Annotated in this window: 10 protein-coding genes; 3 read left to right on the forward strand and 7 right to left on the reverse strand. The window is 70.4% G+C overall.

Annotation, left to right across the window (positions count from 1 at the left end):
• Positions 1–238, forward strand: a 238-nt coding sequence (locus ACZ6ZP_RS37100) for a hypothetical protein (RefSeq protein WP_469410198.1), incomplete at its 5' end; no start/stop codon positions are given.
• A gap of 147 nt (positions 239–385) precedes the next feature.
• Here the strand turns inward: ACZ6ZP_RS37100 and ACZ6ZP_RS37105 are convergent.
• Positions 386–1,393 (reverse strand): stage II sporulation protein M, encoded by a 1,008-nt coding sequence (locus tag ACZ6ZP_RS37105; protein WP_469410199.1) that lies wholly within the window; start codon positions 1,391–1,393, stop codon positions 386–388.
• Between the two features lie 89 nt (positions 1,394–1,482).
• On the opposite strand from ACZ6ZP_RS37105, the gene ACZ6ZP_RS37110 reads away from it, so the two are divergent.
• A complete protein-coding gene (locus tag ACZ6ZP_RS37110; RefSeq protein WP_469410200.1) occupies positions 1,483–2,487 on the forward strand; it encodes an RDD family protein in 1,005 nt (334 codons plus the stop codon).
• A gap of 7 nt (positions 2,488–2,494) precedes the next feature.
• Here the strand turns inward: ACZ6ZP_RS37110 and ACZ6ZP_RS37115 are convergent, their stop codons facing one another.
• Positions 2,495–3,109, reverse strand: a complete 615-nt coding sequence (locus ACZ6ZP_RS37115) for a hypothetical protein (RefSeq protein WP_351163229.1) — start codon at positions 3,107–3,109, stop codon at positions 2,495–2,497.
• Between the two features lie 1,057 nt (positions 3,110–4,166).
• On the reverse strand, positions 4,167–5,624 hold the full coding sequence (gene ahcY, locus ACZ6ZP_RS37120) for an adenosylhomocysteinase (RefSeq protein WP_351163226.1): 1,458 nt from the start codon (positions 5,622–5,624) through the stop codon (positions 4,167–4,169).
• 384 nt (positions 5,625–6,008) lie between these two features.
• On the opposite strand from ahcY, the gene ACZ6ZP_RS37125 reads away from it, so the two are divergent.
• On the forward strand, positions 6,009–8,093 hold the full coding sequence (locus ACZ6ZP_RS37125) for a fructose-specific PTS transporter subunit EIIC (protein WP_469410201.1): 2,085 nt from the start codon (positions 6,009–6,011) through the stop codon (positions 8,091–8,093).
• Between the two features lie 79 nt (positions 8,094–8,172).
• Here the strand turns inward: ACZ6ZP_RS37125 and ACZ6ZP_RS37130 are convergent, their stop codons facing one another.
• The 4 genes from ACZ6ZP_RS37130 to ACZ6ZP_RS37145 form a co-directional block, all read right to left on the reverse strand.
• Complete coding sequence (locus ACZ6ZP_RS37130) at positions 8,173–9,132, reverse strand: cation diffusion facilitator family transporter (protein ID WP_351163222.1); 960 nt, start codon at positions 9,130–9,132, stop codon at positions 8,173–8,175.
• A gap of 125 nt (positions 9,133–9,257) precedes the next feature.
• Positions 9,258–10,412 carry a mannose-6-phosphate isomerase, class I gene (gene manA, locus ACZ6ZP_RS37135; RefSeq protein WP_383827002.1) on the reverse strand — a complete coding sequence of 385 codons (1,155 nt, stop codon included), beginning with the start codon at positions 10,410–10,412 and terminating at the stop codon, positions 9,258–9,260.
• A gap of 83 nt (positions 10,413–10,495) precedes the next feature.
• Positions 10,496–11,692 carry an SIS domain-containing protein gene (locus ACZ6ZP_RS37140; protein WP_351163218.1) on the reverse strand — a complete coding sequence of 399 codons (1,197 nt, stop codon included), beginning with the start codon at positions 11,690–11,692 and terminating at the stop codon, positions 10,496–10,498.
• Between the two features lie 134 nt (positions 11,693–11,826).
• A complete protein-coding gene (locus ACZ6ZP_RS37145) occupies positions 11,827–12,003 on the reverse strand; it encodes a Trm112 family protein (RefSeq protein WP_351163215.1) in 177 nt (58 codons plus the stop codon).
• Positions 12,004–12,329 lie beyond the last annotated feature (326 nt).

Raw genomic sequence — 12,329 nt, forward strand, 5'->3', positions numbered from 1 at the left:
ACCCTCTCGGGCTTTCCTCCGGGCGCTTCCCTTCGGTGTTTCTTTGTTTCTGTTCTTGCGTTTCCGACTCTATCAGACTCTTTCGTGTCCGATTTCCCTCGGTGCCTTTCAGGTTTCCGCTCCGGCCTTTCGGCTTTCGCGTTTCCCTTTCCGGCGGTTCCGACTTTATCAGAAGTTTTCGGCCGGTCTTACCGGCGTGGTGTTTCTGATTTATCGGGTGCGGCTTCTTGGCTTATGAGAATCAAGAAGCAGGCAGATATTAACTGCCGCCGCTGGACTTGTCCAGCTCTAGGCAACTGTTCGAATCTACCTCCCCAGTCCTCCCGTGTCAACGGTTTTTCTGGGGCGTCGAGGACACTAGCAGCTCGGCAGGGTCCGACGCACATCAAGCTGCGGTGGGCACCGTGGCGCTGCGTTCCGTGGGGTCAACGTCGCCTGTGGCTCCGGCTCGTGCAGCTCTGCCGCCCAGGACATAGACGTACACGAGGAAGGCCAGTTCAGCGGCGATGCCGATGCCGATGCGGGCCCAGGTCGGCAGGCCGGAGGGGGTGACGAAGCCTTCGATGGCGCCGGAGATGAACAGGACCAGGGCCAGGCCCACCGCCATGCCGAGTGCCGCTCTGCCCTCCTCGGCGAGGGCCGTTCGGCGTGAGCGGGGGCCGGGATCGATGACGGTCCAGCCGAGACGCAGGCCTGTGCCGGCAGCTACGAAGACCGCGGTCAGTTCCAGGAGGCCGTGTGGGAGGACCAGGCCGAGGAAGGTGTCGAGGCGGCCGGCGGAGGACATCAGGCCGATGCCCACGCCCAGGTTCAGCATGTTCTGGAAGAGGATCCAGATCACGGGGAAGCAGAGGAAGGCGCCCAGGACCAGGCACATGGCCGCTGCTTGGGCGTTGTTCGTCCAGACCTGGGCGGCGAAGGATGCCGCCGGGTGGCTCGAGTAGTACGTCTCGTACTCACCGCCTGGGCGGGTGAGTTCGCGCAGTTCGCTGGGGGCCGCGATCGAGGACTGGACCTCGGGGTGCGTGGCTATCCACCAGCCGATGACAGCGGCGAGGATCGTCGAGAGCAGCGCCGTGGGGACCCACCAGTGGCGTGAGCGGTAGACCGCTGCGGGGAAACCGTGGGTCAGGAAGTGCGTGACGTCGCGCCAGGAGGCGCGGCGGGTGCCCGTCACCGCACTGCGCGCGCGTGCCACCAGGCGGGTGAGGCGGCCGATGAGCTGCGGGTCCGGGGCGCTGGACTGGATCAGCGAGAGGTGGGTCGCGGTGCGTTGGTAGAGGGCGACGAGTTCGTCGGTCTCGGATCCGTCGAGTCGGCGCTGGCGGCGCAGCAGGGCGTCGAGTCGGTCCCACTCTGCTCGGTGGGCGGACACGAAGACGTCGAGGTCCATCAGGTGGCTGCTCCTCGTACTGCGGCGCGATGCTGCCTCAGCTTGGCAGACTGGCCGTTCCGAGGGCAGGGCAGGGAAGGGCGGTTGGCGTGAGTGAGCTTGTGACGGGCGAGGCGGTGGCGCTCGAGCTGCGGCCGGCGAAGCTGCCGAGCCGTGGGCTCGCCGTACTGATCGACTTGGTGGTGGCCTGGGCGGTCTACCTGGGGGTGACCATCGGGATCGTGGCTTCTACGTCGTCGTTGGACGACGCGGCGGCCGCGGCGGTCGCCGTCGCCAGTTTTGTGCTGATCCTGGTCGGTGGGCCGATCGCGGTGGAGACGCTCAGCCATGGGCGGTCGCTGGGCAAGGCGGCGTGCGGGCTGCGGGTGGTGCGGGACGACGGGGGGCCGATCCGTTTCCGGCACGCGTTGGTGCGGGGTGCGGTGGGGGTCGTCGAGATTCTGCTGACGTTCGGGGTTGTCGCGTGCATCGCGTCGCTGGTGTCGGCGCGGGGGCGGCGGCTCGGGGACGTGTTCGCGGGGACGCTTGTCGTGCGGGAGCGGGTGCCTGCAGCGCACTCGGGTTTCGTTCCTCCGCCGCCGCCCTGGTTGGCGGGGCGGTTCGCCGAGCTCGATCTGTCCGGGGTGCCTGAGGGTCTTTGGCTGGCGATCAGGCAGTACCTGACGCGGATGGGGCAGTTGGATCCGCAGGTGGGCGGGGCGATGGCTCAGCGGCTTGCCGGGGATCTCGCGGAACGTACGGGGGCGCCTGCTCCGCAGGGGGTTCCGCCCGCCGCCTATCTGGCCGCGGTCGTGCAGGAGCGGCAGGTGCGGGACGCTCGGCGGGCCTTCGGCGGGAGCGGGGGCGGTAGCGGTAGCGCGGGGTCCGCTGGGCCGGGGTATGCGGTGCCGCCTGGGTACGTCGTGCCGGGGGCGCCTGGGCCGGGGGCTTCTGCGCCTGTGGGGTATCCGGGCGGTGGCGTGCCGCCGGAGCCTGCTTCTCACTCGGGCCGTCCGACTTACCCGGCCCGTCCCGCCGGTTCCGGGGGCGGGCAGGAGAGTCAGGAGGGTGCGGAAGCCGCGCCTCCCGGTACCGGGTTCGTGCCGCCCGCGTAGGGCTGGGTCAGGCGAAGGTCGAGGGTGGGGATTCGAGGTTCTCGAGTTCGATGCCGGGGGCGGAGAGCACGACGTCGCCGGTGATGTGGATGGCGTGCTGCTCGCCGGTGTCCAGGGCTGTGACCTGGTATTCGTCCACGACGAGCGGGCCGTTGTCAGTGGCGTGTGCTTCGCTTTTCAGCAGGGCCCAGGACTGGTCGAGGGTGCGGGGGGCGAGGACCGGGTCGGTGAAGGCGACGAGGCGGACGCGGGTCGCGGGGGAAGCGGGGGTGAGGCGCAGGAGGCGTGTGGTCGCGATGAGGAATGCGGGGGATGTGCCGGTGAACGCGTGCGCGGGGGCGTTGTCCTCGGTGGCGTGGGTGCCGGTGGGGTCGGTGCGTACCCAGGTGACGCCGTCGATCGCTGCGGCGCGGATCTGCCAGTCCCGCGAGTGAAGTTCGAGGCGGATGGGGCGGCCGAGTTCGTCTACGGCGAGGTCGACCGAGCCGGTGGGGTCGCCCGAGGGGGCGGTCCGCTGGGAGACGTAGCGCCAGCCGGAGGGGCCGGGGGCGCAGTGGAAGTGTTCTTCACCGAGGGGGGTGTGGTCGTGCGTGTCGTGAAGCGAATAGTGGCCGCGGGGCATGGGGCTCGGGTCCTTGTCGGGCAGAGGTCGGGCGTGGTCGGCATCGTCGGCGTCGGCGTTCGGAATGGGCGTCGGAATGGGCGTCGTCCGGAGCTGAGCAAGTCCTTCGGTCGCCGAGGTGCCGGTGGGGTAGCGAGGTGGCTTCCGTACCTGTGAGTGGCAGGCGCGGTTGCCAGTGACGTAGCGGCCCCGATTCGGGCTGCCAGGGTTCGGCGGGTCCAGGCCGGTCCGCAGACCAGGGTCACGCGTCACGGGACAAAGGTCGCAGACCACGGGTCCGGGGCACAGACCGCGGGTCCCGGGTCCGAGTCAGACCGCGGGTCACGGGTCCGGGGCAGACTGCGGGTCACGGCTCCGGGGCAAGGTCCAGGGTCACGGGTCGCAGCCCACGGGCACAGATCCGGGTCACGGGTCCAGGGTCACGGCACGCACGGGGCACAGGTCCAGGGCACGCCACAGGTCCCGGATCGCAGACGCCGGGCACAGATCCCCGGTCACGGGTCACGGGTCCCGGGTCCAGGTCACGCCACAGGTCCGGGTCACAGACGCCGGGCACGAATCCGGGTCACGGGTCACGGGACCAGGTCACGAGGCACAGGTCCGGGTCGCAGACGCCGGGCACGAATCCGGGTCACGGGTCACGGGACCAGGTCCCGGGTCCAGGGCACAGGTCCAGGTCACAGGTCACGGGCGCAGGTCCCGGGCCCAGGTCACGGGCACAGGGCACAGGTCCAGGTCACGGCACAGGTCCGTGTCGCAGACGCCGGGCACGAATCCGGGTCACGGGTCACGGGACCAGGTCCCGGGTCACGGGTCACGGGTCCAGGGCACAGGGCACAGGGCACAGGGCGCAGGTCCCGGTCCGGGTCCGGGTCGTAGACCGCGGGGCACGAGCCACGGGTCCAGCTGTGTCCTGGGTGGTTGGTGGCCCAACGCCCCCTCGTTCTTTTGCCCTCGGGCCGAGCGCGCCCTCACGGGGCAGGCCCCCGCCCGAGTGGTGGGCGGGGGCCTGCGGTGAGCTTGGGCCTGGGCGGAGAGCGCCAGGCGGCCGGCTCGGTCAGTAGCGGTAGTGGTCCGGCTTGTACGGGCCCTCTACCTCGACGCCGATGTACGAGGCCTGCTCCGGGCGCAGCGTCGTGAGCTTCACGCCGAGTGCGTCCAGGTGGAGGCGGGCGACCTTCTCGTCGAGGTGCTTGGGGAGCACGTAGACGTCGGTCGGGTACTCGGACTGCTTGGTGAACAGCTCGATCTGGGCCAGGGTCTGGTCCGCGAAGGAGTTGGACATCACGAAGGACGGGTGGCCCGTCGCGTTGCCCAGGTTCAGCAGGCGGCCCTCGGAGAGGACGATGAGGACCTTGCCGTCGGGGAACGTCCAGGTGTGGACCTGCGGCTTGACCTCGTCCTTGACGATGCCGGGGATCTTGGCGAGGCCGGCCATGTCGATCTCGTTGTCGAAGTGGCCGATGTTGCCGACGATCGCCTGGTGCTTCATCTTGGCCATGTCCGAGGCCATGATGATGTCCTTGTTGCCGGTCGTGGTGACGAAGATGTCGACCTTGTCGACGACCTCGTCCAGCGTCGTGACCTGGAAGCCGTCCATCGCCGCCTGGAGGGCGCAGATGGGGTCGACCTCGGTGATGATCACGCGCGCGCCCTGGCCGCGCAGCGACTCCGCGCAGCCCTTGCCGACGTCGCCGTAGCCGCAGACGAGGGCGGTCTTGCCGCCGATCAGGACGTCCGTGGCGCGGTTGATGCCGTCGATCAGGGAGTGGCGGCAGCCGTACTTGTTGTCGAACTTCGACTTCGTCACGGCGTCGTTCACGTTGATCGCCGGGAAGAGGAGCGTGCCGTCACGGTGCATCTCGTACAGACGGTGGACGCCCGTCGTGGTCTCCTCGGTCACGCCGCGGATCTCCGAGGCGAGCTGGGTCCACTTCTGCGAGCCCTCGGTGATGGTGCGGTTGAGGAGCTGCAGGATGACGCGGTGCTCGTCCGACTCGGCGGTGTCCTCGGAGGGGACCTTGCCGGCCTTCTCGTACTCGACGCCCTTGTGGACCAGGAGCGTGGCGTCGCCGCCGTCGTCCAGGATCATGTTCGGGCCGCCGGTGGGGGTGTTCGGCCAGGTCAGCGCCTGCTCCGTGCACCACCAGTACTCCTCCAGGGTCTCGCCCTTCCAGGCGAAGACCGGGATGCCCTGGGGGTTGTCCGGGGTGCCGTTCGGACCGACGGCGATGGCCGCGGCGGCGTGGTCCTGGGTGGAGAAGATGTTGCAGGAGACCCAGCGGACCTCGGCGCCCAGGGCGACCAGGGTCTCGATGAGGACGGCGGTCTGCACGGTCATGTGCAGCGAGCCCATGATGCGGGCGCCGGCCAGCGGCTGGGAGGCGGCGAACTCCTTGCGGATCGACATCAGGCCGGGCATCTCGTGCTCGGCGAGGGTGATCTCCTTGCGGCCGAACTCGGCCAGGGAGAGATCGGCGACCTTGAAGTCCTGGCCGTTGGTGAGAGTCGTCATTGGCGAGCTGCTCCTCGTGGGATTGATCGAGGGTGGGTGGACATGGCTGACCTGCGACAACGGCACAGAAGAGCACCGGCGCGCAGCAGCGCAGTCCGTCGGAGGCCCTCTCTCCCTCGGCCGGCCCGTGCTGGCACCGCCCGACCGCCATCAGCAGCGACGTCTGGCTCGGTCACAAAGCTACACCGATTGGCCCAGCGAGCCCCAGCCCGCCTCCCCGGGCGCGGCAGCGGGCGGGCAACCGCGGAGGGGGTCAGGGAGGGGTCCACGGACCCGCTGATCCGGGACCTTTGCGCTTTTGAACCTGCGGTTATGTGTTGCAGGATGCCTTGAGATCGGGAACATTTGCGCGATCTTGTTTGACGAAGGCGTTAGGAGATCCACGTGACCCATCCGGCCGATCCCCCCATAGGCGGGAGCAGCGGCGAGCCGAAGAAGCTCAAGCTGCTCGCGGTGACCGCCTGTCCGACCGGTATCGCCCACACGTACATGGCGGCGGAGAAGCTCTCGCAGGCCGCGGAGAGCCTCGGCATCGACATGAAGGTGGAGACGCAGGGCTCCATCGGCGCCGAGAACGTACTGACTGACAACGATGTCAGGGATGCCGACGGCATCATCATCGCCGCCGACAAGGACGTCGACCGCGGGCGCTTCGTGGGCAAGCGCGTGCTGTCCGTCGGGGTGTCCGAGGGCATCAGCCACCCGGAGCGGCTGATCGAGCAGGTGCGGAGCGCGCCGGTGCACGGCGGAGGCGGTGGCGGCGGTTCCGCCGAGCCGGTCTCCAGCGGTGGCGGGGGCGGCAAGGAGCGGAGTCTCGCGTACAAGGCGCTGATGAACGGCGTCTCGTACATGATTCCGTTCGTCGTGGTCGGCGGTCTGCTGATCGCGATCTCGCTGTCGCTCGGCGGGCACACGGACCCCAAGGGCGGGCTCGTCATCCCCGACGACTCCTTCTGGATGCACGTCAACCAGATCGGTGTCATCGGCTTCACGCTGATGGTGCCGATCCTCTCCGGCTACATCGCCTATGCGATCGGCGACCGGCCCGCGCTCGTGCCGGGCATGATCGGCGGCTGGATCGCCAACACCGGTGAGCTGTACGACTCCAAGGCGGGCGCCGGCTTCATCGGGGCCATCGTGACCGGCTTCCTCGCCGGATATCTGGTGCTGTGGATCAAGAAGGTCAAGGTCCCGAAGTTCGCCCAGCCGATCATGCCGATCATCGTGATCCCCATCATCTCGACGACGGCACTCGGGCTCTTCTTCATCTACGTGATCGGGAAGCCGATCTCGTGGGTCTTCGAGCATCTGACCAGCTGGCTCAGCGGCATGACCGGGACCAGCGCGATCCTGCTCGGCGCGATCCTCGGGCTCATGATCGCGTTCGACATGGGCGGTCCTGTCAACAAGACGGCGTTCCTGTTCGGCGCGGGACTCATCGCGACCGGCAACCAGACCGTCATGGGCATGTGCGCCGCCGCGATCCCCGTCATGCCGCTCGGCCAGGGTCTCGCGACGCTGATCCGCAAGCGGCTCTACAGCGAGCAGGAACGGGAGACCGGTCTGGCCGCCTTGTTCATGGGCTTCTTCGGGATCTCGGAAGGCGCGATCCCGTTCGCCGCCGCGCGGCCCGCACAGGTCATCCCCGCGAACATGCTCGGTGGCGCCGTCGCCGGTGCGATCGCCGGTCAGGCGGGCGTCGAGGACGCGGTGCCGCACGGCGGGCCGATCGTGGCGGTTCTGGGTGCCGTCGGTGGCGTACCGATGTTCTTCATCGCGATCGCCATCGGCGCCGTCGTCACCGCCCTCACCACCGTCACCCTCGTCGACCTCAGCGAGCGCAAGCGGCGCGGGGCGCCGGTCGTCGACGTGCCGGGCGGGCCCGAGCCGGTGCTCGCGGGAGTGGGCGCCGGAGCCGTCGCGTCGGGGGCGTCCGCGGCCCCGCGAACGGCGACCGCGGAGGCCGCCGCGCCTGCTCCCGCGGCCCCCTCCCCCACGGCCGAGGACGAGGACGAAGTCCTCTCCGGTTATCTCACCGAGCAGACCGTCAAGGTCCGGCTGGACTCCGCCGACAAGGACTCCGCGATCCGCGAGATGGCGGACCTGCTCGCCTCCACCGGCAAGGTGAACGACGTCGAGGAGCTCGTGCGGACCGCTCTGCGCCGCGAGGCCCAGGGCACCACGGGCCTCGGCGAGGAGATCGCCATCCCGCACGCCAAGACCGACGCGGTGACCTCGCCTGTGGTCGGGTTCGCGCGATCGGCCGAGGGCATCGAGTGGGGTGCCATCGACGGTACGAAGGCCAAGCTCATCTTCATGATCTCCGTGCCGGAGGCGGCCGCCGGCGACGAGCACCTGCGGATTCTCGCGCTGCTCTCGCGCAAGCTGATGGACACCGGCTTCCGGGAGCGCCTCGAGGCGGCGCCCGACGAGGCGGCGATCCTCGAGGTGCTGCGCGAGGTTCAGTAGCGGCAGCTGCCTGTACGCCGATGGGGCCCCGCACCTGCACGGTGCGGGGCCCCATCGGCGTACTCGGAAGATCCGAGGATCAGTGTGCGCCCGGCGACTTCGCCGGGTTCGTGCCCTCGGCGGCCGCCGTCTCGCTGTAGATGTCCGGCTCCAGGTAGATCACGCGGGCGATCGGGACCGCCGCGCGGATGCGCTCCTCGGCCGCGTTTATGGCGACGGCCACCTCGGCGGCCGTGTCGTCGTGCCGCACCGCGATCTTGGCGGCGACGAGAAGCTCCTCGGGGCCCAGGTGCAGCGTGCGCATGTGGATGACGCGGGTGACCTTGTCGCCGTCGACCAGGGCCTTCTCGATCTTCTCGACCTCTTCCGTGCCCGCGGCCTCGCCCAGGAGCAGGGACTTGGTTTCCGCGGCCAGGATGATCGCGATCAGGATCAGCAGGATGCCGATGCAGAGCGTGCCGATGCCGTCCCAGACGCCGTCGCCCGTGGCGAGCGCGAGGCTGACGCCGACGAGGGCCAGGATCAGACCGACGAGCGCGCCCAGGTCCTCCAGGAGCACGACCGGCAGCTCGGGGGCCTTCGCGCGACGGACGAACTGCGTCCACGTGAGGTTGCCGCGGGTGTGGTTCGACTCCTTGATCGCCGTACGGAAGGAGAAGCTCTCGGCGATGATCGCGAACACCAGGACACCGACCGGCCAGTACCAGGCCTCGATCTCGTGCGGGTGCTTGATCTTCTCGTAGCCCTCGTAGATCGCGAACATGCCGCCGACCGAGAAGAGCACGATGGAGACCAGGAAGGCGTAGATGTAGCGCTCGCGCCCGTACCCGAAGGGGTGTTGGGGGGTCGCCTCGCGCTGCGCCTTCTTGCCGCCGAGGAGCAGCAGCCCCTGGTTGCCCGAGTCCGCGAGCGAGTGCACGCTCTCGGCGAGCATCGAGGACGAGCCACTGAAGAGGAACGCGACGAACTTCGCCACCGCGATCGCGAGGTTCGCGGCGAGTGCCGCGACAATCGCCTTTGTTCCGCCTGACGCGCTCATGTGTGCCCGTTGTCCCTTCGCCTGCGTACGTGTCTGACCCACCGCCGGCATCGCTGCCGACCGGGCGCTGCTTTGCCCGCCCTTTGCGGTGGGTCATTGTTGCAGCACGAGGCGCTGGTGGTGAGTCAGGCCACCACAGTGGCACGGAAGAGCGTGCCGACTCCGGACACTTCGGTCTTTTCCTCCGCGGGAACGAACACGGACTGCCCGGGTGTGAGTTCCCCGGCGTCGCCCACGCGGACCGAGCCCGCGACGCAGAGCAGGATCTGCGGCGTGCCCGCCGTGAGGTCGTGCGGTGCGGCGCCGTCGGGCAGGACGAAGCGGGAGAGGCGGAACTCGTCGATCGGGGTCTCGTAGACCTCTTCGCCGTCGGGCGACGCCTCGGGGCGCAGGATGCCGGGCTCGGTCGCCTCGAAGCGGACGATGCGCAGGAGTTCGGGTACGTCGACGTGCTTGGGGGTCAGTCCGCAGCGCAGCACGTTGTCCGAGTTGGCCATGATCTCGACGCCGAGGCCGTCGAGGTAGGCGTGCGGGACTCCGGCGCCGAGGTACAGGGCCTCGCCGGGCTGCAGCCGTACGTGGTTGAGGAGCATCGCCGCGATGACACCGGGGTCGCCGGGGTAGTGGTGCGCGATGCCCGCGTACGGGGCGTAGGCACCGCCGAGGCGCTGGGCGGCCTCGGTGACCTCGGTGACGGTCGCCGCCATCTCATCGGGGTCCGCGGTCAGGACGGCGGTGAGGACCTCGCGCAGGGCGCCCTCGGCGGGCTTGGCGTGCAGCAGGTCGACGTACGGCTTCAAGGAGTCGACGCCCAGACCGGCCAGCAGGTCCGCGGCCTCGACGGGGTCGCGGAAGCCGCAGAGGCCGTCGAACTCCGTGAGCGCGCAGATCAGTTCGGGCTTGTGGTTGGCGTCCTTGTAGTTGCGGTTCGGGGCGTCGATCGGGACGCCGCGGTACTCCTCGTCCTCGAAGCCCTCCCTCGCCTGCTCCAGGTCGGGGTGGACCTGGAGGGAGAGCGGGGCGCCCGCGGCGAGCAGCTTGAGCAGGAAGGGCAGGCGCGGGCCGAACCTGGCGACGGCCGCCCTGCCGAGCTCGTGCCCCGGGTCCTCGTCGATCACCTCGTCGAGCGGGCCGCGCTCGGTGCGCGATGGCGCGCCGGGGTGGGCGCCCATCCACATCTCGGCCTGCGGCTCACCGGTCGGCTCGACGCCGATGAGCTTCGCGATGGCGGTGGTGGAACCCCAGGCGTAGGGGCGGATGGTGTTGGTGAGGCGGTCCACGGAGGGGGTCTCCCTTACGTACGTGCGTGCGCTTGCGTGCGCTGGTGCGCGATGCGGGGTCTCAGGTCATGACCGGGCTGGGGTCATGATCGGTCCCTCGGGGCGAGCGCCAGGTAAACGGCGGCGAAATCCGTGACGGCGATCAGCTCCGCGAGGGTCTCCAGCTCGTCGCCGTCCTCCGGTTCGAGCTCGCTGATCGCGACGTCGTGGCCGTGGGCGAGCTCGCGGGCGGTGGGCGCGGCGCTGAGTCCTCCGGCGTCCACGGGACGCTCGCGGAGCAGGACGACGCGGGCGCGCAGGTGGTGGGATTCCTCGACGCGGTCGCGGAAGAAGTCGTCGCCGTCGGCGCTCGGGGCAAGGTCGCCGGCCAGCAGGGCGCCGTGCGCGGGCAGCGACTCGGGCAGCTCGCCGGCGACCGCCGGGTGTCCGGCGAGCTCGGCGAGCGTGGCGGCGAAACGGCGGCCGACGGGTCCCGCGAGCCTGCCCTCGGTCCAGATCACCGGGAGGGCGTCGGCGAGCTCGGCGGCGAGCGTCTTGGCGGGGTTGCTGTACGTCGCCACGACGGGCCCGCAGCGCTCCGCGACCTGGTCGAGGCGGTCGGCGATCTTCTCCAGGGTCTCGGCCGGTGCGGTGATGAGGCCGGTGCGGTCCAGGAGGATCAGGAGGGGGGTGAGCAGGGCCCAGAGGGTGGCGGGGGCGGATGCGGCGGCCTCGTCGTCCACGCGGCGCGCTTCGTACGTCCCGGAGGCGCGCTCTCCGTCGTGCGGGGCTTCGTACTCCCCGTACGGGGACGTGGCCATCGGGACCGTGAGGCCGTGCGAGCCCTCTACGCCCTCGGCCAGCGGGGAGCGGGCGGGGGCGACGGCCACGACCGTGCAGCCGCGGCGGTAGGCCTGCTCCGCGAGGAGTTCGAGGCCCGGCTCCGTGCCGTCCGGGGTGGCGATGAGCAGCAGGTCCAGGGGGCCCGCCCAGCCGGGGAGCGCCCAGCGCAGGGCGCCTGCCGCGGGGGCCACGCCGGTGGGGGCGAGGCGGATCACGGGGCAGCCCGCCCCCGCGAGGGTGCCCAGCAGGTCGGCCACGCAGGTGGCGGCGGTGCCGGGGCCGGCGATCAGGATGGCGCGGGGGCGGCCGTCCGGCTTGAGCTGCGTGAGCCCTGCCTCCGTGGCGTGCCGCACCGCCGTGCGGACGCGGGCGCCTGCCTCCGCCGCACCGCGGAGGAGGCCGCGGCGGTCGGCCACGGCGAGGGCCTCGGGGGCGTCGAGCAGCGATTCGTCGAGCATGGGGTAGGGCCTCCGATTCGCCGGGCGACCTGGCGCTGGGCGCTGGGCGCTGTGCCTGGGCGGTGCGCCTGGGCGGTGGCTTGGGCCGTGGCTTCGGCGCCGCCGGTCGCGCTTCTTGTCGTTGTGCCGGGCCCTTACGCGGGGCGGCGGGCCTCGTCGACGAGGAGTACGGGGATGCCGTCGCGGACGGGGTAGGCGAGGCCGCAGTCCTTGCCGTCCGCCGTGCAGAGCAGCTCCGCGTCCGCCTCCTTGAGGGGGGCGTGGCAGGCCGGGCAGGCGAGGATCTCCAGGAGGCCGGCTTCGAGCGGCATGGGGTGGGTCCCTTCGAGCGGGTGGGGTACGGAATGTCGCCTGGTCAGCCTACCGCTGGCCCCGGGGCCTTGGGCGGTGTACTGGCGGGGCTTCGCCCCATGGCCCCCGGTGGGGTGATGCCCTCGTTCCTCGCCTGCGGGCCGGTGGGCGTTTGTGCCCACCCGTTCCTCCTTGCGGAACGCCTGCCCACAAACGCGCGAGCCGGGTGGATGGAAGCGCCGGAACGCCTGCCCACGAACACGCGGACCGGGTGGATGGAAGCGCCGGAACGCCCGCCCACAAACACGCGGACCGGGTGGATGGAAGCGCCGGAACGCCCGCCCAC

It is taken from the genome of Streptomyces sp. NPDC054047 (assembly GCF_055585065.1).

Coding starts and splice junctions, on each gene's coding strand:
- ACZ6ZP_RS37140 (WP_351163218.1), bottom strand. CDS start 11,692: ATGCTCGACGAATCGCTGCTCGACGCCCCCGAGGCCCTCGCCGTGGCC.
- ahcY (WP_351163226.1), bottom strand. CDS start 5,624: ATGACGACTCTCACCAACGGCCAGGACTTCAAGGTCGCCGATCTCTCC.
- ACZ6ZP_RS37115 (WP_351163229.1), bottom strand. CDS start 3,109: ATGCCCCGCGGCCACTATTCGCTTCACGACACGCACGACCACACCCCC.
- ACZ6ZP_RS37130 (WP_351163222.1), bottom strand. CDS start 9,132: ATGAGCGCGTCAGGCGGAACAAAGGCGATTGTCGCGGCACTCGCCGCG.
- ACZ6ZP_RS37145 (WP_351163215.1), bottom strand. CDS start 12,003: ATGCCGCTCGAAGCCGGCCTCCTGGAGATCCTCGCCTGCCCGGCCTGC.
- ACZ6ZP_RS37105 (WP_469410199.1), bottom strand. CDS start 1,393: ATGGACCTCGACGTCTTCGTGTCCGCCCACCGAGCAGAGTGGGACCGA.